Raw genomic sequence first — 23,842 nt, 5'->3', positions numbered from 1 at the left:
AATTATGTAAAAGATTATTAAGTTTGTAAAAAAACTTGAAACCATTTCCTTCTTCGGTTCGTAGAAAGAAACAAAGAGGTGATCGATAAATGAAAGTATTTATTGGATCTATTATTGTGCTTCTTCTGATTGGGGCAGGCATTTGGCTTATGTTATCGCCTATGTTTAACAAAGTCGGGGAAACAGCAGACAAAGTAAAGAACAGGTTAAAGGAGGAAGAACATGGAGAAACTGACACCGAAAAAGAGAAGTAAGGGCCCAAATAGGAAAGTATTAGGTGGTTCGCTTGTTGCTTTAGCACTTATTCTCGGTTTAGCCCTTTTATCGATGTTTATTGAAAAAATTCCAAATGGCTATGTAGGGGTTGTGTACAGCCCGAACGGCGGTGTGCAGGAGGATACACTAGGGCAGGGATGGCATATTGTCGGCTTATTCGATAAAGTGACGATTTATCCGGTCCGCATGCAGACTGTGAACTATAAAGATATACAAGTGGCAACATCTGACGGCAAAAGCGTAACCGTTGATTTTGCCTACAACTACAGCATCCAGCCGGATAAAGTAGTAGATGTGTTTAACCAGTTCGGTCCAATTGAAGTAGAGCAGATTGAAGATTCGTATTTGCGTACGCGCTTATGGGATGCAGGCCGAAAAGGCATTGCCAAATACTCGGTTATTGACACATATGGGGAAAAGTCATCGGAAGCGGCAGTAGATGTACAAACGCTGTTTGCGGAAGATATTAAAGATTTAGGATTTGTTGTTGATAATATGACATTGGGTGTGCCAAAGCCGGATAAATCCACCCAGGCAGCGATTGACAAACGGGTAGAAGCCGCCCAGGAGCTTGAAAGAAAACAAATCGAGCTGAAAATAGCGGAAGCGGAAGCGCAGAAAAAGAAAATTGAAGCGCAGGGTATTGCCGAGTACAACCAAATTATTAAAGCGTCCATTTCACAGGAAGTCATTCAAAACAAATGGATTGAAAAATGGGACGGTGTGATGCCGAAAGCAACCGGGTCAAACCAGTTAATTTCCATCCCGCTGGATGAAGCAGCCTCCAGCCAGCCATAAGCCAAAAGGGTCTTACTGTTTACAGTAAGACCCTTTTTTTTGAAAAATCGTTCATGGTTTTTGTTTTCTTTTATGGTAAAATTGTCTAGTAAAAACAAGTGAAGAGAGCTGGAGGACAGAAAAATGAAAAAATGGTTAATGCTGCTCACGGCGTTGTTTGTAGTCATTGGTATCATGCAGCCTGCTCAGGCCGCGGCAGAAACGGCTTTTTATACAAAATCCGCGGTTGCACACACGGATGGGACCACTACACCGGTTTATGCATTGAATGAACCGATGACCCTTCAAATTGACTGGGTGTACAATGGGGAAGAGCCTGCTCTGTACAAAGTGCCGACTCCTTTTTACATTAGTAAGGACGGGGAAGAGCCGCTGAAAACATCGTCTGGAGAAACGGTTGGAACATTAAAGATGAACGCCGCGGATAATACCGCTATCGCTGTGCTGGAGGAAGATGTACAGTCAGGTGTAAAAGGCACCGCTAAAGTTCCAGTTGTATTCAAGGAAGACAAGCTGGCGAAAATAGGCGCCTACGGTGTAGCTTTTCCGACCGGAGAACAGCTTTCCTTTACGATTACGGAGGAAGCAGAGGGAGCCATCAAAATGGTGGCATTGGATGCCAAGTCAAAAGAAAAGCTGGCTGGTGCATCGTTTACGATTGTAAACGAGGGAGGAAAAGTAGTCGCTTCGCTCAAGACGAATGCAGCGGGAGAAGCATCGGTGCCTAACCTGCCGTTCGGTACATACACGGTCACTCAAACAGCAGCGCCCGAGGGCTATGCTGTTCCGCTGGAGCCCTGGAAGCTGGATTTAAACACCGTCCTTGTGACAAAAGAAATTATGCATGAAAAGTCTACAGGATTAACAGGAGCTTTAAACATTACAGCTGTTGAGAAAGGAACAGCTGTACCGATTGCTGGAGCTGAATTTGAGCTCAAAACAGAAAATGGTCTTTATTCAAAAAAAGTAGTGACGGATGCGAAAGGAAAAGCTTCGCTAACCGGTCTTTCCTATGGCACCTACGAGCTGACTCAAACAAAAACGAACAGTGACTATGTGCTGCCGACGGAGTCTTGGACAGTGACGGTCGGCCGTCAGACGCCGGTGGAACAAAAAGTGGAAAACAGCCTTGTGAATGCTTATGGTGCCTTGAAGGTTACGCTGACAGATGCTTCATCCGGGGCGGAGCTTAAGGGAGCGGAATTTTCTCTTTACGATGAAGAAAAGGAGCTCGTTTCCAAGGTTGTGACAGATGACGACGGAGTTGCTTCTTTTACAAGTTTAAAAGCGGGAAGCTATAAGTTAGAAGAAACGGATGCGCCAGATGGTTACACTCGTTCAACGGGCCAAACAGATGTCACGATCAAAAGCGGTGAAACAGTGGATGTAGAAATGGAGAATACAAAAACGGCGGATGCCTCTTCTACAACAACCTCTGTGAAAACAAAAGCAGCTGGAACCGGAACGCTTCCACAAACCGGAGATGAATCAGATGCTCTGTATCTGTTTGCTGGTGTGCTGCTTGCAGCCGGTGCCTGGCTGCTGATGAGAAAAGGAAAACGTGCGTGAAGATAAGACAGGTTATCGGCGTGCTTTGTATTCTGACAGCGATTGTGCTGATCGGGGCTCCTTTTTTAAAGTATGAACTGCTTGAAGCCAAATCGAGCCATGTAACGGCTCAATCATTGACACCGGAAAAAATCGAGCAGAACAACAAGAAGCCTGCAGAGTTTGATATGGAATCCATTGAACCGCCTTCTGTTATGGATACAGTCGTAAAGGAAGCCAAAGCAGACGAAGAATCGGTTGTCGGCCAAATGCGGATTCCCTCGGTAAACTTGGATCTGCCCATTTTAAAAGGGACGACGAACGAAAATTTAATGGCCGGCGCCACCACAATGCGGGAAAATCAATGGATGGGCGTTGGCAATTATCCGCTTGCCGGGCATCACATGAATCGGGAAGATCTCCTGTTTAGCCCCGTTTTGAAGGTGAAAAAAGGCGACCTCATTTATGTAACGGATTTAACGTATGAATATACGTACAGCGTCACCAAAACAGAAGTGGTGCATGAAAGCCGGACAGATGTGATAGAGAATACAATTGAACCGAACATTACACTGGTCACTTGCTATAATTCTGACGATCGTACAAAGCGGTTTATTGTAACCGGAGAACTAAAGGAAACCCATGAATATAAAAAATAAAGGCGCCTTTTATAGGCTCCTTCAGACTGTAGACAAATGATATGGGTGACTGTGCACATGAACGGGATGGTTCGGCGGCGTCCAGGCAGCTCCACCGGTCTTAGCCGCCCTGCTAGTCCCATAGAAGTCTGCGTCGCCAAGTGGCTTGCGACAAGATTGTATAGAGCTGATAAGGTCGTGTCTTTCTGTTTAAAAAAGAGAAAATGTCTATCCGGTCCTTGCTTATGGATCTTCCACGCCACTCAGTGAAGCCTGCCGGACGAAGACTCCTGCGGGAAGTACAGTGAGTCGAGAGACCCCGCAGGCGCAGCCGAGGAAGCTCCCGTACTGCCCTAAGGGGCGCAGAGTCCGGCCGGCTTCACTTATCGGCTTTTTTTAAAAGCGAAAGATTTTGTCTACACACTGAAGGTGCCTTTTATAGGTACCTTTATTTTTTTTGAGCAAAAAAGAAGGAAATAGTAAATTTTATGATTACATGTTGCATTTTTCCAGAAGTTCTGTATTATTTATGTTAGTACAGTTAATACGGTTTGGGGGAAAAGGAGGACGGCGATGTTTACGATTGACACGAGAAGTCGTGTGCCGATATACGAGCAGCTGACAGAAAAAATAAAGGAATTAATCATTCGTGAAGTCATGAAGGCAGATGAGCAGCTGCCATCAGTCCGTACGCTGGCGCAGGAATTAACCATCAATCCAAATACAATCCAAAAAGCGTATCGGGAGCTTGAGCGGGAAGGGTTTATTTACTCTATTCCGGGCAAAGGAAGCTTCGTGTCGCCGGTTAAAAACGAAATCAATAAGGAGCGGGTGGAGATGCTGAAACACGAACTTGAACGGATCGTCGGGGAGATTTTGTACCTCGGCGTGCCGAAGGATGAAGTGATCAAGCTGATTGAAACGATACAGGAGCCGGAAAGGGGAGCAGATAAAAATGATTAAAGCGGATCATCTGTCAAAGCGATTTGGCCGTTTTGAAGCCGTAAAGGGTGTACAGATGCATGTGAAAAAAGGATCGATTTATGGGCTGCTCGGCTCCAATGGTGCCGGAAAAACGACACTGCTCAAAATGCTGTCCGGGATTATGAGAGCTGATCAGGGCAGAGCTGTCATCGAAGAAAAATCGATTTTTGAACAGCCGGCAGTAAAAAAACGGATTTTGTTTATCCCAGACCAGCCATACTTCTTTCATCAAACTTCTCTGCTTCAAATGGCTCACTTTTATGCAGCGGTTTATGACCGGTGGAATGAAGAACGATTTCAACAGCTGTATCATCATTTTAATCTCAACCCAAAAGCAAAGCTTTCACGTATGTCTAAAGGGATGCAGCGCCAGGCCGCTTTTATTTTGACGCTCTCGGCGATGCCGGATGCGCTTATTTTGGACGAGCCTTTTGACGGGCTGGACCCTGTGGTGCGCCAGCAGGTTAAAAATCTTCTTATTCAAGATGTCAGCAGCCGTTCTATGACGGTTCTTGTTTCCTCACACAACCTGCGGGAAATGGAAGACTTTTGTGATGCCGTCGGTGTTATGCATAAAGGAAGCCTTTTGTATGAGCGTGATTTAGAGGAGCTAAAAACCGATGTGAGCAAGCTGCAGGTGGCATTTAAAAAGATGCCGGACGAGTCGTTCATTAAAGGCATGGATGTAATGCATTATGAGAAACGGGGCCGGGTGCTGACTTGTATTGTTCGCGGGAATGAGGGAGACATTGACCGGCACGTACGCTCTTATGAACCAGCCATTTACGACGTGCTGCCGTTAACACTTGAAGAAATTTTTACGTACGAAATGGGGAGTGTCGGCTATGAAATCCGGAATCTTATCGTTTAATAAAGGGCTGTTTCTACAGCATGTGCGCTCTGTGTTATGGATCGGCCTGTTTTTTCTTTTGTCACAGGTTGTCCTGCTGCCGCTTGGCATCTTTGTCATTCTTCGGGATGACTGGAGCGTAAAGTCGTTTTTAGAAACAAACACCGGCAATGTACTGCTTACGATTTCTTTTTCGGTTCAATATATAACGTATATGGTGTTCCCAGTTTTAGCTGGTATCGTGTTAACGAGCTACATGACCAAAAAAAGCTCGTCCGATTTTATGCACAGCCTGCCGTTTAAGCGCGAAACACTGCTGACACACGTATATGCAGCAGGGGCTGCCGCTCTTGGCCTGCCTATTTTAGTCAATGCTTTGATCTTGCTGGCGATACGGCCGACAGTAAAGCCGATTAACTATACAGTGGGAAATATTGCGGAATGGGCTGGTGTTTCCCTGTTTGTCGTTTTGTTTATGTTTATTACCACTGTTTTAATTGGCTTGTTTATCGGTCCGGCGATTTTGCAGGGGATCATGGCTTACGGCATCTTTGTATTGCCGGCTGCGCTTGTTTTCATGACGCTGACCAATGCCCGTTATTTTATCAACGGGCTGGCCGTAGATGCTTATGCGTCTAAAATTATGGAGGACGGTATTTTCTTAATTCGGGCCGCGAGCTATGAAACTCGCCCGTTTACCGGCACAGAGTGGGCGGTCTACCTAGTGATTGGGGCGGTCATGATAGCTGTTTCCTATTATGTATATAAAGTGCGGCCTGCCGAAGCAGTAGATGAAACGATCGTATTTCCGTTCTTTAGATGGGCATTTATCTTCGTTTTAACGTTTGCAGCGATGCTGATTGGCGGTATGTATTTTGCGGAGCTTCTTGGTGCTACATCCGGATGGATGATTGCCGGTTATGTGATCGGGGCAGCTGCCGGCTATACACTATTGCAGATGATTGTGCAAAAGTCGCTGCGGCTTACATGGCCATGGAAGGGATTTGTTTTCTATGCCCTGCTCGTTTTGATTTTGCTGCTGCCGGGAGCATTGTTTGCCCGGTCATACGAAAAAGCGATCCCGAATGTGAACGATATTGAAAAAGTATATATTGGCGATCAGGCAGAGCCGTTTTCAGGCCTGTTTTATGAGGAAGTGCAGAACAAGCTGAAAAAAGCGGATGCTGGATTTATGACAGACGGGTATTCTATTGAGCAGGGGCGACAGGTGCACCAAAAACTGATCGATGTTCAAAGTGAACACCCTGGTTTAAATGGCTACTCTATCTATATTACGTATAAGATGAAAGACGGGAGCCGGGTACTGCGTCAGTATTCTGTATCAACAACTGAGGCAGACAAAGCGACAAAGGAACTGCGAAAAAATGTCGAGTTTATTAAAGCATCGACGCCTATTTTTGCCCTGGCGCCAGAAGCTGCGATCAATTACCTAACGGTTTTTAACGACGTAACTCAAATTCAAATGGCAAATGTCGCGGAAAAGAAAGCCGTTGAAGCGATTCGCGCAGCGATTGAAAGCGATCTGTTGTCAGGAGAAGCGGATATGTTCAGCGCGAACCGCAATTCAATTGCCGGATCGATCGATTTTTGGGCAGGGAAAGAAAATGGCGTCAGTTTGTACAGCAACGTTCATTTGGATGATGAGCATACGATTGCTGCCATTCGGAAATATGTTCCAAACGGTGAGACATTCGCTTCTGCTTCAAATGTCGATAAAGCGTTCGTCGTGAACGCAGCAAGCGAGGAAGAAAAGGAAAAGCTGAGTCAATTTATTTGGAACAATGAAGGCCAGGAGCCGGACTGGAGTAAAATGCCGCTGAAATACAAGAGGGTAACAGATAAGGAGGAAATCCAGCAGCTGCTGAACCCGGCCTCTCTGACTAGAGATGGAGATCAGATGCTTGTGATTAAATGGAAGGGCGGAACTGAGCACACCATTATTTCAGCAGTCGGTTTAAAATAAGAACGATAAAAGCAGCCGCGCGTTATGCGGCTGCTTTCCTTTATTGGTTTGATAGAGTTTTCCAGGATTCAGCGTGATGAACAGCAACCTGGCAGCCGCACTCATTTTCGAGTGTTTCCAGCTCTTTCTCGAAGTAGGCGGCGCTTTTTCCGAAAAACGAAATACCGCCTGCTTCCGGATTTGCAATCGTCTCCACTGCAATCGACACGTTCTTTTCGAGCGAACGGCCAAGCGCACGTTCTTTGGCCGAAACATCCATAATTTTCTCGGCACTGTCTCGGTACGCCATAATCACCGTGTAATCCGTATGCTGAATCACAAACTCTGCTAATGTTGCTCCAGTAGAAGCGGACATTTCATCGTACCAAAAAGGAATATCGGCTCCGAATGTCCAGCTGCTGTCTGCTGCCCGCTTGATCAGCCTTTCGTACCGATAAACCGCCTTTTTCTGATCAGTTTTCCATTCACTGGACAAATATGGTTCAATATCAAGGTGAATACCGTCCCAATCCAGCGGACGTATCCGATCCAAAAAGGTGTCCAGATCTTTCTCCGTATATTCGGGTGATCCATCGAGCGCGTGAACCCGCATACCCTGCTCGTGCGCTTTCTCAATAAAAGATTGATAGACGGAATCTGAAACAGAAGCGTCGATTTGGACATATACATCTCTTACACTTTGTTTCTCAAAGAAGGACAGCATTTCTGTTGAATCTTTGAGCGTATGGGCATCCCATATCCATGTGGCTCTTTCTTTTTTCGACAATTCGCATCCTCCCCAAAAAAACGGAATGAAGGCCAGAAGTATTCCGCCAAACACAAACATGCGCATGAAAAATCCGCCACCCTATCATGAATGTAATTACAATGAGTATAACAAACAGGGAACTTCTTTTTCATTTGAAGGAACGATTCATTTTCCACTGGATTCTCAACGCTTTTCCGATATAATAGAAAAGATGCATTTTCAGGTTTACACAATTCTTTTACTATAAAATATGATAGTATAAAAATCTACGAAATTGGAAGGAAAGAGGACTTTTCAACATGAAGAATGAGAAGACATTTTGGCTGCTGGCCCTGGCTTTTATTATTTGGCAGCCGGTTATTGATGTGCTCACAAGCGCATCGCTGCTGCTGCTTAACATTAGTTTAACTGTCGGTGTAATTGTCCGCGTGCTGTTTATGGCCGCTATCGTATTGATGCTGTTATGGAAAGCGCGGCGAAGCGGACTGGCAAGGAAGTACATTCTTTATTTACTAGCCGTTGCGGCCGTCATTGCTATTAACATTGTGCTGAATATGAACTTAAAAGATCCTTACTACCTTGGGAGCGAATTAAAGTTTTTCAATAAGATTGTGTACTTCCCAATCCTGTTTACGGGCTTTAGTGTTCTGTACCTTTATTTAAAGCGGGAACAAGTGCCGTTTAAAGAAAAAACCACTTCTTATTTCTTGTACGCCTCGCTGATCATCAGTGCCGTGTTTCTTGTTTCCTTTGCAACTGGAACAAGCCTGTCGAATTACTCCCATACGAAAATCGGCTTTACCGGCTGGTTTTATGCCGGAAATGAAATTGGTGCCATCATGGCGATCATTCTTCCGGTGACGGCCCTTTACGCAATTGAGAAAACAAATCGTGTAAAAGAGTGGCGTTATTGGATTCCGTTTGTGCTGCTGGCTGTTTCGATGCAGTTTCTTGGAACGAAAGTTGGGTACGGCGGTATCGTAGTTGTGCTGCTGGCTGCTTTTTTCTCTATGCTCATTTTGCATTTCACCAAAGAGCGTTCGGGAAAAACGCGTTCTAATATGCTCATTTCGCTTGTGCTCATTGCGGTGCTCGCTGTGACAACGCCGGTTACGCCTGTGTTCCATAACATGTTTGCACACTTAAGTTTATTAAATATTGACTTCAGCAAGGAAAAAGAAAAAGAGGTTGATCCAGATACAGGTGAAGAACTGCCCGATGAAGAGCAGGACGACGAGCCTGAGATTACAAATGAACAAGTGCAAAATCTTGTATTCAGCAGCCGGGAAAAATATTTAGCTGAAATGAAAGACCAGTTTGCTGAAGCACCGGTTTCGCAAAAACTTTTCGGTATGGGATTTGCCGGAAACTATGAAGAACCAGAGCCAGGCAAAACACCAAGAATGATCGAGATGGACTTTTTTGATCTCTTTTTCTCACTTGGCATCGTCGGTTTCCTGACAATGATGTCATTGCCGCTTTACTATGCGATCCGTTTTGTGATTCACTTTGTTCGAAACATTAAACAAACCTTCACGCCGGTTAACATTATGTATGGAGTTGCCTTTATCCTTGGAATCGGGATTAGTGCAACGGCAGGGCATGTGTTAACGGCTCCTGCCGTCTCTATCTATGTAGCAGCCGTTATGGCACTGCTTATGGTGCAAGAAGGCATTATAAAAGAATAAAAGAGCAAGAAAACCGTCCCGGCATCAGCCGGGGCGTTTTTTTTTTTTTGAATTATAAACGTAATGTAATGATTTGTTAAAGTTTTTGTAATATTCTTGTTTTCGGGTTAAAGATCACCTATCCTTTGAATTAGAGGTTTTTATTTTATAAGGGGGGCAGGTTCATTGAAAAACAAACATAAGTTTATTGCGGCAGCGTCTGTTGCTTCTATTGGTGTATCCGCTTTTTCGGTTTCGGCTGCATCTGCTTTTACAGATGTACCGCCGCATTATGAGGAAGCGGTTCAATTTTTAACAGAAAACGATATTACAGCCGGCTATTCTGCAGACAAGTTTGGTACATCTATGTCCATTACACGCGTAGATGCAGCCATTCAATTGGCAAAGGCGCTTGGCTTTACAGAAGATGATACATATAAAGACGCAGGATTTACCGATGTACCAGAGCGAGGCCAATGGGCTGTAAATGCGCTGGCCGAAGTCGGGGTTACAGCAGGAAAAGCAAAAGGTAAATTCGGTGCGTTTGAACCCATCACGCGAGGCGAAGCTTCCTACTGGCTTGCGAATGCGTACGGGCTTGAAGTAGACGAAACAGTAACGGAGACGCCATTTACGGATGTGAACGAACGCTTTGGCCCTTATGTAAACGCCCTTGTTGAATCTGGTCTTTCTCTCGGCAAAACGGATACCACTTTTGGCGCAGCGGACAGGCTGCTTCGGGGTGAATGGGCATTATTTCTTCACCGCGGATCTCAGCTGCCGGAAGAATTCCTGCTTTCTCTAATCCACACGAACGATACACATGCACATATTGAAAATGTCGCGCGCAAAGCAACGGTTGTAGAAGCGCTGCGGGAAGAAAACCCGTCTTCCCTGCTCGTTGATGCGGGCGACGTGTTTTCCGGCACCCTTTATTTCAACCAATTCAAAGGGCAGGCTGATCTTGATTTTATGAATATGCTCGGCTATGATGCCATGACCTTTGGAAACCACGAATTCGACCTTGGGACAGGGCCGCTGGCTGATTTTATCGAAAATGCGAAATTCCCGTTTGTATCGGCGAACGTAAATGCGTCGGCGGATGCGAATCTTTCTTCTTTAATGAACGAAACGGTGACGGATGAACCGATGGACGGACGGGTATACAATGGCATTATTAAAGAAGTAGACGGCGAAAAAGTCGGCATTTTCGGCTTGACGACAGCAGAAACACAAACGATTTCATCCCCTGGCGACGACGTTGTTTTTGAAAACTATATTCAAGAAGCGAAAAAAGCGGTAGCGTCCTTTGAAGCAGAAGGGGTGGACAAAGTTGTAGCCCTGTCCCATATTGGCTTCCGGGATGGCGGCGGTGATAATGATGTTACGCTCGCAAAAGAAGTGGAAGGCATTGATGTGATTGTCGGCGGCCATACGCATGACAAACTAAGCGAGCCGTATATTGATGAAACAGGAGCAGAACCGACTGTTATTGTGCAGGCCAATGAGTATAACAAGTTTGTCGGTACACTTGATGTGATCTTTGACGAAGAAGGGGCCATCACGGAGTACGCCGGCGAACTGATTGAAGTCGATCAGAAAAATGAAGATGGCACCTATGTGTTTGAAGAAAACGAAGAAGTAAAAAACCGGCTGGCAGCCGCTTATACACCGGAAATTGAGAAAGTAAAAGCCCAGGTAGTAGGTTCAGCTGCAGCTGCTTTAGATGGCCAGCGGGCGAATGTGCGCACAAAGGAAACCAATCTTGGCAACCTCATTACGGATGCCATGCTTGCAAAAGCCAAGACGATTGATTCAGATACCGTCATTGCACTTCAAAACGGCGGAGGAATCCGTGCATCAATCGATGCCGGAGACATTACAATGGAAGAAGTGCTTACCGTGATGCCGTTTGGCAACGCACTCGCTATCATGGATTTAACAGGAGCAGAAATCAAAGCTGCGCTTGAACACAGCGTCAGCCTGGCGCCAGAACAAAATGGCGCGTTCCTGCAGGCGGCCGGCTTAAAGTTTACGTATGACTCCTCCAAAGCGGCAGGGTCCCGTGTAACATCGGTAGAAGTGAACGAAGGCGGCACGTTTGTTCCGCTGGATGAAGCGAAAACGTATGCTGTGGCAACAAACACCTTTACCGCAAAAGGCGGCGATAACTATTCAATGTTTAAAACAGCGTACGATGAAGGCCGTGTGAGTGAGCCAGGCAACGTCGACTGGGAAACCTTTACCGATTACTTAAAAGCGAATCCTTCGGTTAACACAGCGGTTGAAGGACGTATTACGGATACAAATACAGCACAATAAGGAAAGAACATGCCCGGGCCGCTTGCAAGCCCGGGCATTTTTCCTGTTTTCGCAACGAAATTCTGATTATTTCTTCTTTTTTCGCATGAACGGTGGTATAATTTTTTGGATAAAGCGCATTTTCGTCAAGGAATGCAAACCAGCAAGGAGTGGCAGACATGATCGTATGTAAATTTGGCGGCACATCCGTTGCCAGTGCAGAACAAATTAAAAAAGTAGCATCTATCGTAAAAGATGAACCGAAGCGAAAGGCGGTTGTTGTATCGGCACCCGGTAAACGTTTCAGCGAAGATACGAAAGTAACGGACCTGCTAATTGCGCTTGCGAATGCCTCTTTGCAAAAGCAGGATGCGGAAGCGGAACTTAAAGCCGTTGTTGACCGTTATGCAGACATCGCTCAAGGACTCGGTCTTGATGATACGATTGTTTATATTATTGAAGAAGATTTGCGCGGCCGTTTAACAGAAAACCGTGATAACCCGCCGCTTTTCATGGATCAGCTGAAAGCAAGCGGAGAAGATAATAATGCAAAATTAATTGCTGCGTATTTCACAAGCATCGGATTAGATGCGGAGTATGTAAATCCGAAAGAAGCAGGCTTAATTGTAAGTGATGAGCCGGGCCGCGCACGTGCACTTCCGGAAGCTTATGAAAATCTGGAAAAACTTCGTGAAAACGGAAAGATTGTCGTATTCCCAGGCTTTTTCGGTTATACAAAAGAAGGCGTGATGATGACATTCGCCCGCGGTGGTTCGGATATTACCGGTTCGATTTTAGCCGCTGCCTTAAAAGCGGAGCTGTATGAAAACTTTACAGATGTTGATTCTGTTTTTGCAGCGAACCCGAATGTTGTGGACAATCCGGCTGAAATCAAACGGATGACATATCGTGAAATGCGCGAGTTGTCATATGCCGGCTTCTCTGTTTTCCACGATGAAGCCCTTATGCCTGCATTCCAGCATTCGGTGCCTGTTTGCATTAAAAATACAAACAACCCATCCGCACCAGGTACAATGATTGTAGCAGAGCGTGAATACACGAAAAATCCGGTTATTGGGATTGCAGCAGACACTGGATTTTCTACTTTGTACGTAAGCAAGTATTTAATGAACCGTGAAATCGGATTTGGCCGCCGTCTCCTTCAAATTTTAGAAGAAGAAGGCGTATCATATGAGCACACGCCGTCTGGCATTGATGATTTGTCGGTTATCGTAAGAAGCCACCAGCTTACACCGGAAAAAGAAGAGCGCATTTTAGCTCGTTTCCGTAATGAGCTCGATGTAGACAAAGCAAATGTGGAGCATGGGTTTGCAATGATTGTGCTTGTCGGAGAAGGTATGCATAATACGCTTGGACTTTCTGCACGCGCCACATTGGCTATTTCCCGCGTTGGCGCAAACATTGAAATGATCAACCAGGGTTCTTCAGAAGTCAGCCTTGTGTTTGGCATTCAAGAAAAAGATACAAATAATGTATTGCGTGAGCTGTACAAAGAGTTTTTCAGCAAGAGTGCTGTTCTTCAATAAAAGAACATTTCAAACCCCGCCAGCCGCTGGCGGGGTTTTTTAACTTGTCCATATGAAAAAAAGACCCTATACAGGATCTTTTTTATGACGGATTAAAGTTTATCAAGAATGCTTTTGCCAGACATACGTGTTCTGTGGGAATCACTGTATGATTTACGCAAATTGTTTGTTCCTATGCGGTTTTTTACTTTCGGGTAAACGATTGGAGCGATAATAGCACCGTACTTGATCAGCTTTTTTAAATTCATTTCTGTCATCTCCGTTCTCAAATGTTCGTTACATTACTATACCCATTTAAAGCATGTTGAAACAACGTTTTCATTATACCACATTTCCTCATTTTTTCTAAGAAGTTCGCACGTACTGCCTCTTCACATGGTAAAATGGATAAAACGAGTGCGGGAGGAAAAAAAGTGAAAAAATACATATCAGCCCTTTCAGCCGGCGTATTGGGCATGGGCATTTTTCTTGTGCCGCCAGCAGACGCAGCTGCTTCGAAAATAGACTATGTCGCTTTCGGTGATTCTATTGCGGCCGGCCAGACGCCTTATAAAGTGCCAGTTGGAACGAGCTACACCGATTTAATTGCAGCGGAGCTGAAGGAAGAAGGCGTACTCTCTTCTTTTACGAAAGAATTTGCCGTTTCCGGTGAAACGAGCGCCCAGTTTTTAGCGAAGCTCTCTTTAACGGATGTACAGGAAGCGGTTCGGCAGGCAGAACTGATTACGATCTCAACAGGTGCCAATGATCTGCTTCAATTAGCGCTTGCCGGAAATACAGATCCCATTAAGCTGTTAGAAGCAGTCGCGCAGGTGGACCGAAATCTTACAGCCGGTATTCAGCAAATTAAAGCATTGAATCCAACGGTCGATGTGTATGTGACAGGCTATTATTTTCCGTTTCCACGTATGGAAGAAGGACAGCAAAAAGATCACTTAAAAGAATTTTTCACACTTTTTAATACGCAATTAAAAACGTCCGCTCAAAAGCAAGCCGCAACGTTTGTTGATGCCTCTGCCCAGTTCGGTGAAGAGTATTTGCCAAACCCGAGCGATATTCACCCGAATACAGCCGGCTATCAGCTGATTGCCAATCAATTTTTTGCGGTTTGGAAGGGAGCAGCGGACTCGGACCCGTTTTCTGATATTGCCGCTGTCGGCTCCCAAGCACGCCTGGCGATTATGAAACTGGCCGAGAATGATATGGTTAAAGGAAATGCGGACGGTACGTTTGCCCCTAAAAGCCAGATTACCAGAGCGGAAGCCGCGATTATTTTAGCGCGTATTCTTGGCAAAACGGAAGCGGCGCCGAATCCACGGTTTTCAGATGTTTCTGCACACATGAAATCTTACAGCGCGATTGCACAGCTCACTGAAGCGGGCGTTTTTGCGAAAGCGCCGAAATTCAATCCGGATCAGCCGCTTACACGGGCCCAGCTAGCACGTATATTAACAAAAGCATTGAATCTAAAAGCAGGTGCACCTGCCCATTTCACAGACGTTCCGGCTTCTCACTGGGCAAAGAATGAAATCGATGCTGTTTACGCAAACGGCCTGATGACCGGCGGTGCCTCTGCTAGATTTCTTCCAGAAGCAGGCATTACTCGTGAACAATTTGCCATGACCATTTTTAATGTGTGGAGCAGCAAGCAGCCATAACAGCCCAAAGAACTGCCAGGCGGCGGCAGTTCTTTTCTTGTGCACGAATAGACAAAGAAGACAGAACATTTCGAGCTGTTTTTTTAACTGTACATCTAGGATACAATATGCTAGTATTTACAACGTGAACAAACACAATATATAGTATGCGATGGAAAACAGGTACCAGTAATGGTGTAAAGGGAATCCGGTTGGATGCCGGAGCTGTCCCCGCAACTGTAAGTGCAGACGAATGCCGGGCCACTGCGAAAGCGGGAAGGCGGCAGGAGGACGACGCACGAGCCAGGAAACCTGCCTGTTTTTCTGTAAGCACCACTTTCTTCGGGGGCTGAGAGGTGAAGATGGCGTAACTCTGCCATTTTTCACGTTTACCCACCTAGAGCGCGGACTCAGTCGAAAAAACTTGAGCGATCGCTCTTTTTATTTTGCTCATATTAAAAGGAGGACATACTTCATGACCATAACTACTGCTTCAGGCATTGATCAACTTTTACATACGCTGACAACTGAATTCGGCGAAGAAAAAATCGGACCGCTTCTCCGCGCAAGCGAGCGCTGGACGGCAAAGCGCCCGGATGCGGATATGGATGCCTGGTCGAAAGCGATGACGCTTGAAGCGCTCAGCTTTATGGATGAAGAAGAGCCCTATTGGACGTTTGTAGCGGCACGTATTTATCTGCATCAAACATACCGTGCGATTGCAGCAAAAAGAGGCGTAGAAGCCAAAGACGTTTATACGGCTTTTGCTGACTATCTTCACCGCGAAACGGAAAAAGGACTTTATGATAACCGTCTGATCGAATCTTATACAAAAGAAGAGCTTGAAGAGATCGGCAAGCTTATTCAGCCAGAACGCGACCAGCTGTTTACATACATTGGACTTAAGATGCTGATGGACCGCTATGTGGTTCGTGATTTTGATAAAACACCAGTTGAGCTTCCACAGGAACGCTGGCTGACGATTGCCATGACGCTTATGCAAAACGAAACGGATAACCGTCTAGCGAAAATTGCCGAATCTTACTGGGCAATGAGCAACTTATATATGACCGTAGCAACACCAACGTTGTCAAATGCGGGCAAACCGTACGGACAGCTTTCAAGCTGCTTTATCGATACAGTGGATGACAGCCTGCAGGGCATTTACGACAGCAACACAGATGTTGCAACGTTATCTAAATACGGCGGCGGCATCGGCGTTTACATGGGTAAAGTACGCAGCCGCGGTTCTTCTATCCGCGGATTCAAAGGCGCATCAAGCGGTGTTCTTCCGTGGATTAAGCAGTTGAACAACACAGCGGTCAGCGTTGACCAGCTTGGCCAGCGCCAGGGTGCGATAGCGGTCTACTTAGATGTTTGGCACAAAGACGTTTTTGCTTTCCTTGATTTGAAATTAAACAACGGTGACGAGCGTCTTCGTGCGCATGATATTTTCACAGGCGTATGTCTTCCAGACTTGTTTATGGAAAAAGTAGATGCGCGTGAAGAGTGGCACTTGTTTGATCCGCATGAAGTTCGCACAGTTATGGGCTTCTCGCTTGAGGACTTCTATGATGAGTCGCGCGGCAAAGGCTCATTCCGTGAAAAATATGAGCAGTGCGTACAAAACGATCAGCTTTCCCGTGAAACGGTACAGGCGATCGACATTATGAAACGCATTATGCGCTCGCAGCTTGAAACAGGCGTACCGTTTATGTTCTACCGTGATGAAGTAAACCGCCGCAACCCGAACAAGCATGAAGGAATGGTTTATTCTAGTAATCTGTGTACCGAAATCTTCCAAAATATGAGTGCAACAGAATTCCAGTCTATTCAGCTTGAAGACGATGTGATTGTGACGCGCAAAAAGCCAGGTGACTTTGTTGTATGTAACTTGTCTTCTATCAATCTTGGTAAAGCAGTGCCGGCAGATGTATTGGAGCGCTTGATTCGCGTACAGGTGCGCATGCTGGATAACGTTATTGATTTAAACATGATTCCAGTACCGCAGGCAGAACGGACAAACAGCCGTTACCGCGGCATCGGTCTTGGCACATTCGGCTGGCATCACCTGCTGGCGCTGAAAAACATCCGCTGGGAATCAGACGAAGCTGTTCAGTATGCTGATGAGCTGTACGGAACAATTGCTCGTCTGACGATTCAAGCGTCTATGGAACTGGCAAAAGAAAAAGGGGCTTACCCATTGTTTGAAGGATCCGACTGGCAGACAGGTGCTTATTTTGATGCACGCGGCTATGAAGGAGACGAGTGGGAAGCACTTCGTAAAGAGGTACGGGAAAACGGTATGCGTAACGGCTACTTGATGGCCGTTGCACCAAACTCGTCTACATCGATCATTGCCGGAAGCACAGCGAGTATCGATCCAATTTTCCAAAAGAGCTACTCTGAGGAAAAGAAAGATTATAAAATTCCTGTAACCGTACCAGATCTAAACGCGGAAACAACATGGTTCTACAAATCCGCTTACTTTATCGACCAGCACTGGACATTGCGCCAAAATGCTGCGCGACAGCGCCATATTGACCAGGGTGTTTCGCTGAACCTATACGTGCAAAACACAATTAAAGCGAAAGAATTGCTTGATCTGCACCTGGCCGGCTGGAAACAAGGATTAAAAACAACGTATTATGTTCGTTCAACATCTGTGGAACTACTTGAGTGCGAATCTTGCTCAAGCTAAGGAGAGAACACCATGACACTTATTGAAAAACGAAAATTAATGGATAAAGAAGCACCAAACCGTTCGACGGCCATTGTAAATGGCCGTTCATCCAACGTTTTAAACTGGGATGACGTTAAGTTTGACTGGGCGTATCCAAAGTATAAACGGATGCTTGGAAATTTCTGGACTCCGTTTGAAATTAACATGAGCAATGACGTGAAACAATTTCCGAATCTCGAAGACAGCGAGCGGGAAGCGTTTTTGAAAATTATCGGCCTGCTTGCCCTCTTAGACAGCATCCAAACAGACTATGCAGGGAAAGTAGCAGACTACTTAACGGATTCAAGCCTGCAGGCGCTGATGATTATTTTGGCGCAGCAGGAGGTTATTCATAATCATTCTTACTCCTACGTACTGTCCAGCCTTGTTCAGAAATCAAAGCAGGACGAAGTATTCGATTACTGGCGCAGTGAGCCGGTTCTGGAAAAACGCAATGACTTTATCGTAAAAGGCTACCAGTCCTTTGCGGAAAACCCAACCGTGGAAAATATGCTGGAGTCAATCGTACACGATGTCATTTTGGAAGGCTTGTTTTTCTATTCAGGCTTTGCATTCTTTTATCACTTGGCGCGCCACCAGAAAATGGTCGCTTCAAGCACAATGATTAACTATATCAATCGTGACGAACAGCTTCACGTCGACTTGTTCGTGAAAATCTACCAGGAACTTTTAAACGAATATCCGGAGCTGGATACACCGGACCGCGCAGAAAAAGTACAGGCGATTTTCAAAGAAGCGGCTGAGCTTGAAGTGGAATGGGCACGTGAAGTCATTGGAGATAAAATTGATGGGCTTGATGTAGAAGATGTAGAAGCATATATCTACTTCTACGCCAATGTGCGCTGCGCACAGCTTGGCTATGAAAAGCCGTATCCGGATTACCGCAAAAATCCGCTTAAATGGATTAAAGCATATGAAGATGTGGATTTAGGTAAAACGGATTTCTTTGAACAGCGTTCGCGCCAATACGTAAAAGTAAACGTGCAGGATAACGGGTTCGACGAACTATAATAGATCAAAAAAGCTTCCGCCCGAGAAATCGGGCGGAAGCTTTTTTTTATTGACTTCTTTACATGATTTTTACATTTTATTTATATCCTCCATATATTCTTTCGCTACACTGACAAGAGATGTTTATTTAAAGGAGGATCAGCATTCATGAAAAGAAAGCCTTTTTATTCCCTTGTGCTCGCCAGCAGTTTATCCGTTTCATCTCTTGTGACGCCGCCACTTGCTGCTTATGCAGAAGAAACGCCTTCTGCGCAAGCGGTTACTATATCGCCTATCCTCATTACAGAGCTGCTGCCGAACAGTGACAATCTGAACGGATCAGATGCCTATGAATTTATTGAGCTGTACAATAACAGTACCCAGCCGTTTAGTTTAAAGAATTATAAACTGGTTTACGGCTATCCAGACGGAACAGCAGCCGATTGGGTATTTAAAGAAGATAAAGAGATTGCACCCGGCGAAACGATGGTCGTTTGGGTAAAGCTTGAAAACAAAGCAAACGAATCTCTTACATTAGCGGACTTTAATGCTGAATTCGGTACTTCTTTAACAGACGCACAGTTTACATACATAGAATCTGCCGGAATGGCAAATGGCTCCGAGCGAAGTCTGTCAGTTGCAGACACGGCCGGCAACTTATTAACAACTGCCGCTTATACACCAAATGAAGTAGAATTAAACAAAGGAATTCAATTGAAGCCAAACGCGGACGGGAGGGCAATGGACGTTCTTACTTCTTCGGAACCTGCAACACCCGGTATGCTGATAGAAGGACAAAGGCCGGAAGCTCCAATCGAAGTAGATATGGTAAAGCCGATTATTACCCATACACCGGTGGAATCGGTTGAAGCCGGTCAAGATATCGTGATCCGCGCTTCCGTCACAGATGAAACAAAGCTGGACAGTGTGAAGGTATTATATCAGCCGTTAGCAGGCGGTGACTGGCTTGAAGCGGATATGACAGCGGGAGAGGATGGATCGTATGAAGCCGTTATTAAAGCGTCTCAGCTTTTATCAGACCATTTCACATACCGGATTGAAGCGTTTGACGGCCAAAACAGGGCACGGACAGAAGACATTACCATTCAAGCAGCGGGACTGGATTACGATCCGCAGGCTGTCCCGGATCTGCTTGTAACCGAGATTGTGCCGGATTCAGCGAACATAGCCGGCCTTGATGGCTATGAATTTATTGAAGTATATAACAATACAGATAAACCTATTAATTTAAAAGACTATACCATCCGCTACCGGTATCCGGCTGACGGGCCGGAAGGAGACTTGATCTGGAGGGCAGACAAAGAAGACCTGGTGCTGCCATCCGGGGAAACGATGACGTACTGGATTAAAAACAGTACAAATCAATCCAAAACCGTTGCCGACTTTAATGCTCATTATGGAACAAACCTGGAAGAAAACAAAGATATTGTCCAAGTTCAAGCAGACGGCATGGCAAACGGAAGCGCCCGGGTCATCTCCATCGCAACAAACACAGGGTTCGACATTTCAACAGCGGCTTATTTGGATCAGCCGAATGTGGATGACACGGTGGCAGACAGGGGTATTCTGTACTCTTTTCCACGTGAAGCGGGAAGCAGAGAAATGTACAAATACAGTGCTGGAAAAGAAGCTGCTGCACCCGGAACTGTCGAAGCGGCCCAGGTTCCTGCGGTAAAAAAGAAAACGGCATTGGACGAAACGGAACCTGTCGTAACAGATTTAACAGAAACAGCACCGATTTCAGCCCGGCAAAATGTAACGCTGTCATTTGATGCTACAGACGATCAATCCGTTAAGACAATGCGCTTGTTTTACAAAACAAGCGAAACGGATGAATATAAGTCGGTCGATTTAACCGAGAACTTTGATACCGGCTTGTTTTCCCAAACCGTGTATTCACCTGATCTGCTCGGCAAAGAAAGCTTGCAGTACTATGTGAAAGCATCCGATGGAGCGAACGAAATCGAAACAGATGTGAAAACGATCCAAATTGAAAATGATATAAGCGCAGAAACAGGCTTGAATGTAGAGGATGGTTCTCTGCTAAGCAAAACGGCTGTGATCAAATCATTTGGCAAGGGGTCCACGCTGTCTGTCGACGGACGGGATGTGACAGGTGAAACAGAACCTTCCCTGCCGGCACACGCTTATTTTGCATTTGATGCGAAAAAAGTGAATTTGTATTTTAAAAACGGTGTAACGATCGGCGACGAAACACTGCATATTTTTGATGATACGATCAATACGTATGAAACGATTACCGTGCCGGTTGACCCTTCCCAGTTTAAGCAGGGAGAAGGAACGACGATGTCTATCCGTGCGGGCACAAAGGTATCGCCATTTGATACGAATTCCGAAGAAAACCGGGATGATTTTTACGTGAAAAATGTGCGTCTTGTGCTTGAAAACGGTACGACACTGTATGATCCCGCTTACAGCGACGCAGCTAAAGAAATTTCAGTCGGTGACGGAGCAAGTGCCAAGCCAGTTGTGGATTTTACTTTTCATGTGCCGGATGAAGCATTTACCGCGAAAGCTTACCAGTGGGAGACAACAGCAGTGGAAGACGGCCCTCATCTCATCGAATCTTCTTCGGCTCGTGCAGAAGTTCAAGTAGATAACAGCGCTCCTGTTATTATTCCTTCAGTTGAAGAAAACCGAGAATACAAAGGAGAATTTACGATTAATGCAGAAGCAGAGGATGCTTCCGATGTGGAAACATTAACAGCCCACCTGGATGGCGAAGAAATTTCTCTTCCACTCGACACGTCATCAGCAAAGCTGTCTCCGGGAGCGCATACTGTTCAATTTAAAGCAGTGGACCGGGCCGGCAACGAAGCCGAAAAATCGGTTGCTTTTACGGTAGTGGAAGAGCAGCCATATGCGCCGGAAGCGGTAACGCCTGCAGACGGACAGACAAATGTAAATGCGAATAACGCGGGCCTGGAGGTAAAAGTCACCGATCCGACGAAGGATACACTCGACGTGGAATTTTACCGCGGCTATGAGTACGCAGCAAATGATGCCGGCGTGCGTGTATTCCAAAACAATGCGGATCAAGAGCCGCCGAAAGAACTGGCGCCAGCGGATGAATCGGCTGTTTCGGATAAGGATAAAATGGCGAAGGCGGACGGCCAGTATGTAGAAACAAAGTCTGTTGAGAAATTTCCGTACCACCGCTTTGAAGTCGCCGTGGATGAAGATGTAGATGAAACCGATGAGATTGCGCTTCATTGGGAAGGGAAATCGTTAATTGGCCGGAAAGTGTCCATGTATGTATGGAACTACGCTGCTTCCAAATGGGAGCTTGAAGAATGGAAAGTGGCGGAAGATGACCAAAACTTCACCCTGACCGGACAGGTAAAAGGGCTTGATTACGTAAAAGACGGCAAGGTGCAGGTAATGGTGCAGGATGAGATCGCTTCTACGCCGGAATTTGATTATTCATTTGTTTGGATGTCAGACACCCAGTATTATTCGGAAAGCTATCCGCATATTTTTGACCGCATGACCAAGTGGGTTGCAGAACAAAAAGAAGCGCTGAACTTAAAGTATGTGTTCCATACAGGTGATCTTGTCGATGAAGCGGATCAGCCGTATCAATGGGAGCATGCGGATACGTATATGAAAACACTTGATAACGCTAAAGTTCCATATGGCGTTCTCGCCGGCAATCATGATGTCGGCCATAAAACAGGCGATTACAACGAGTACAGCAAGTATTTCGGGGAAGCAAGGTTTGCCGGGAAGGATTATTACGGTGAGTCCTATAAAGACAATCGGGGCCACTATGACTTAATCAGCTCGAACGGCAATGATTTTATTATGCTTTATATGGGCTGGGGTGTGGACGAGGAAGATATTGCCTGGATGAACAAAGTGCTGGCCGAGCATCCGGATCGAAAAGCGATTTTAAGCTTCCATGAGTATTTGCTTGTGTCAGGCAACCGCAGCCCGATCGGCGACAAAGTGTTTGCGGAAGTGGTAAAGCCGAATAAAAATGTCGTAGCAGTTCTATCTGGCCATTACCACGACAGTGAGACACTCGTAGATCAAATTGATGATAACGGCGATGGCACACCGGACAGAAGTGTCTACCAAATGCTGGCCGACTATCAGGGAGGGCCGGAAGGCGGACAAGGCTTTCTCCGTTTAATGAAAGTAAATCCGATCCAAAACAAAATCTATTTACAGACGTATTCGCCTTACCTCGATCAGTACAATTATTACAGTCCGGTCGACTATCCGGGCAAGGACGAATTTGCGATTGACGTAGATTTAACACCAAAAGAAAAAGTGGTCGCAACAGATTTCTTTAAAGCGGAAGTGTATACAGACCAAAAAATCGGCTCTCAATCCGGCATAAAAGATGGTGAAACAGCAAAAACCTCCTGGAAAGACCTGCAACGTTCAACCGAGCATGGCTGGTATGTGAAAGTAAAAGATTCATTTGGCGGAGAAGCCCAGTCGGACATTTGGTCGTTTACAACTGGCTCACAAGGCAGCGGAAATGAAGAAGGTGGCACGCCAGCGCCGCCGGCATCAAATCTGCCGGTTGTAGAGGTGACTGATTCGATGATCGAAAAAGGGCAGCAGCATTGGACGTTAACTGCAGATGGAGAAAGTGTTGAATGGAGACTGCCGTTGTCCATTATCGATTCCGCTGTTCAATCAGCGAAGCCGATTTTTATGCAGACGGCTGAAGGCAACGGTGTGCTTGTTCCGGAGAAAGTTCTTCTTCAACTGCAGGCAGCTGGGCAGGAAACGGTCTCTGTTTCATTAAATACGCTTCAGGCAAAAGATGTTTCACTCCCGCCTGGGCAGGTGCACAGCAGTGTACTCGACATAGCGGTCAAAGCAGGGGAGCATGCATTTGTATCATTGGAGGCTCCAGTCGAAATCAAATTGAAATTAAGAAAAGCTGTCAAAGCGGTTAAAACAAACGGTGCTTTTTACAATGAAGCAGTGAAACAATGGGAGACTGCCGGCGGGTATGAGGAAAATGGATATTGGATTCTGCCAGCTTCCCAGCTCTCCACTTTTACCGTTTTATCTGACAATGCGATGAAAGCCAAAAAAGAAAAATAAACAAAACGCCGGAGCATTTGCT

At 45.8% G+C, this 23,842-nt stretch carries 15 protein-coding genes and 1 riboswitch; of the genes, 14 read left to right on the top strand and 1 reads right to left on the bottom strand.

Annotation, left to right across the window (positions count from 1 at the left end):
- Positions 1–89 precede the first annotated feature (89 nt).
- The 7 genes from RIN81_RS07970 (at position 90) to RIN81_RS07940 (ending at position 7,078) form a co-directional block, all read left to right on the top strand.
- Positions 90–254 (top strand): hypothetical protein, encoded by a 165-nt coding sequence (locus tag RIN81_RS07970; RefSeq protein ID WP_242231970.1) that lies wholly within the window; start codon positions 90–92, stop codon positions 252–254.
- Positions 223–1,074 (top strand): prohibitin family protein, encoded by an 852-nt coding sequence (locus RIN81_RS07965; RefSeq protein ID WP_309089076.1) that lies wholly within the window; start codon positions 223–225, stop codon positions 1,072–1,074. Before RIN81_RS07970 ends, RIN81_RS07965 begins: the two co-directional genes overlap by 32 nt.
- A 123-nt stretch (positions 1,075–1,197) precedes the next feature.
- On the top strand, positions 1,198–2,643 hold the full coding sequence (locus RIN81_RS07960) for a SpaA isopeptide-forming pilin-related protein (protein ID WP_309089074.1): 1,446 nt from the start codon (positions 1,198–1,200) through the stop codon (positions 2,641–2,643).
- The gene (locus tag RIN81_RS07955) at positions 2,640–3,281 is read left to right on the top strand and encodes a class A sortase (RefSeq protein ID WP_309089072.1); all 642 of its coding nucleotides are present in this window, start codon (positions 2,640–2,642) and stop codon (positions 3,279–3,281) included. The genes RIN81_RS07960 and RIN81_RS07955 overlap by 4 nt, the downstream gene beginning before the upstream one ends.
- 552 nt (positions 3,282–3,833) lie before the next feature.
- Positions 3,834–4,223, top strand: coding sequence for a GntR family transcriptional regulator (locus RIN81_RS07950; protein WP_309089070.1), 390 nt, complete (start codon positions 3,834–3,836; stop codon positions 4,221–4,223).
- The gene (locus RIN81_RS07945; protein ID WP_309089068.1) at positions 4,216–5,115 is read left to right on the top strand and encodes an ABC transporter ATP-binding protein; all 900 of its coding nucleotides are present in this window, start codon (positions 4,216–4,218) and stop codon (positions 5,113–5,115) included. The genes RIN81_RS07950 and RIN81_RS07945 overlap by 8 nt, the downstream gene beginning before the upstream one ends.
- On the top strand, positions 5,090–7,078 hold the full coding sequence (locus RIN81_RS07940) for a hypothetical protein (protein ID WP_309089066.1): 1,989 nt from the start codon (positions 5,090–5,092) through the stop codon (positions 7,076–7,078). The genes RIN81_RS07945 and RIN81_RS07940 overlap by 26 nt, the downstream gene beginning before the upstream one ends.
- 40 nt (positions 7,079–7,118) lie before the next feature.
- On the opposite strand, the gene RIN81_RS07935 is transcribed toward RIN81_RS07940, so the two are convergent.
- A complete protein-coding gene (locus RIN81_RS07935) occupies positions 7,119–7,844 on the bottom strand; it encodes a hypothetical protein (RefSeq protein ID WP_309089064.1) in 726 nt (241 codons plus the stop codon).
- A 281-nt stretch (positions 7,845–8,125) separates the two neighbouring features.
- On the opposite strand from RIN81_RS07935, the gene RIN81_RS07930 reads away from it, so the two are divergent.
- From RIN81_RS07930 to RIN81_RS07900, 7 genes are all read left to right on the top strand, one after another.
- Entirely contained in the window at positions 8,126–9,514 is a 1,389-nt protein-coding gene (locus RIN81_RS07930) for an O-antigen ligase family protein (protein ID WP_309089062.1), read from the top strand.
- Between the two features lie 165 nt (positions 9,515–9,679).
- Positions 9,680–11,815: a 5'-nucleotidase C-terminal domain-containing protein gene (locus RIN81_RS07925; RefSeq protein ID WP_309089060.1), complete on the top strand. Its 2,136-nt coding sequence runs from the start codon at positions 9,680–9,682 to the stop codon at positions 11,813–11,815.
- Positions 11,816–11,973: 158 nt separating this feature from the next.
- Complete coding sequence (locus RIN81_RS07920) at positions 11,974–13,341, top strand: aspartate kinase (protein ID WP_242231960.1); 1,368 nt, start codon at positions 11,974–11,976, stop codon at positions 13,339–13,341.
- A 413-nt stretch (positions 13,342–13,754) separates the two neighbouring features.
- Positions 13,755–14,999: an S-layer homology domain-containing protein gene (locus RIN81_RS07915; protein ID WP_309089058.1), complete on the top strand. Its 1,245-nt coding sequence runs from the start codon at positions 13,755–13,757 to the stop codon at positions 14,997–14,999.
- A gap of 143 nt (positions 15,000–15,142) precedes the next feature.
- A riboswitch (cobalamin riboswitch) is annotated at positions 15,143–15,312 on the top strand.
- Between the two features lie 141 nt (positions 15,313–15,453).
- Positions 15,454–17,679: a ribonucleoside-diphosphate reductase subunit alpha gene (locus tag RIN81_RS07910; RefSeq protein ID WP_309089057.1), complete on the top strand. Its 2,226-nt coding sequence runs from the start codon at positions 15,454–15,456 to the stop codon at positions 17,677–17,679.
- Between the two features lie 12 nt (positions 17,680–17,691).
- The gene (locus RIN81_RS07905) at positions 17,692–18,732 is read left to right on the top strand and encodes a ribonucleotide-diphosphate reductase subunit beta (protein WP_242231957.1); all 1,041 of its coding nucleotides are present in this window, start codon (positions 17,692–17,694) and stop codon (positions 18,730–18,732) included.
- A gap of 147 nt (positions 18,733–18,879) precedes the next feature.
- A complete protein-coding gene (locus RIN81_RS07900; RefSeq protein WP_309089049.1) occupies positions 18,880–23,820 on the top strand; it encodes a lamin tail domain-containing protein in 4,941 nt (1,646 codons plus the stop codon).
- Positions 23,821–23,842 lie beyond the last annotated feature (22 nt).

It is taken from the genome of Domibacillus sp., assembly GCF_031181085.1.
Lineage (GTDB): Bacteria > Bacillota > Bacilli > Bacillales > Domibacillaceae > Domibacillus.
The sequence above is the reverse complement of the archived record's forward strand: the minus strand, read 5'-3'. Positions and strand labels throughout refer to the sequence as shown.

Excerpts from the sequence above, each read along its gene's own strand:
- RIN81_RS07920 (WP_242231960.1), top strand. The coding sequence starts at position 11,974 with ATGATCGTATGTAAATTTGGCGGCACATCCGTTGCCAGTGCAGAACAA.
- RIN81_RS07945 (WP_309089068.1), top strand. The coding sequence starts at position 4,216 with ATGATTAAAGCGGATCATCTGTCAAAGCGATTTGGCCGTTTTGAAGCC.
- RIN81_RS07930 (WP_309089062.1), top strand. The coding sequence starts at position 8,126 with ATGAAGAATGAGAAGACATTTTGGCTGCTGGCCCTGGCTTTTATTATT.
- RIN81_RS07965 (WP_309089076.1), top strand. The coding sequence starts at position 223 with ATGGAGAAACTGACACCGAAAAAGAGAAGTAAGGGCCCAAATAGGAAA.
- RIN81_RS07970 (WP_242231970.1), top strand. The coding sequence starts at position 90 with ATGAAAGTATTTATTGGATCTATTATTGTGCTTCTTCTGATTGGGGCA.
- RIN81_RS07900 (WP_309089049.1), top strand. The coding sequence starts at position 18,880 with ATGAAAAGAAAGCCTTTTTATTCCCTTGTGCTCGCCAGCAGTTTATCC.
- RIN81_RS07940 (WP_309089066.1), top strand. The coding sequence starts at position 5,090 with ATGAAATCCGGAATCTTATCGTTTAATAAAGGGCTGTTTCTACAGCAT.
- RIN81_RS07905 (WP_242231957.1), top strand. The coding sequence starts at position 17,692 with ATGACACTTATTGAAAAACGAAAATTAATGGATAAAGAAGCACCAAAC.
- RIN81_RS07950 (WP_309089070.1), top strand. The coding sequence starts at position 3,834 with ATGTTTACGATTGACACGAGAAGTCGTGTGCCGATATACGAGCAGCTG.
- RIN81_RS07960 (WP_309089074.1), top strand. The coding sequence starts at position 1,198 with ATGAAAAAATGGTTAATGCTGCTCACGGCGTTGTTTGTAGTCATTGGT.
- RIN81_RS07910 (WP_309089057.1), top strand. The coding sequence starts at position 15,454 with ATGACCATAACTACTGCTTCAGGCATTGATCAACTTTTACATACGCTG.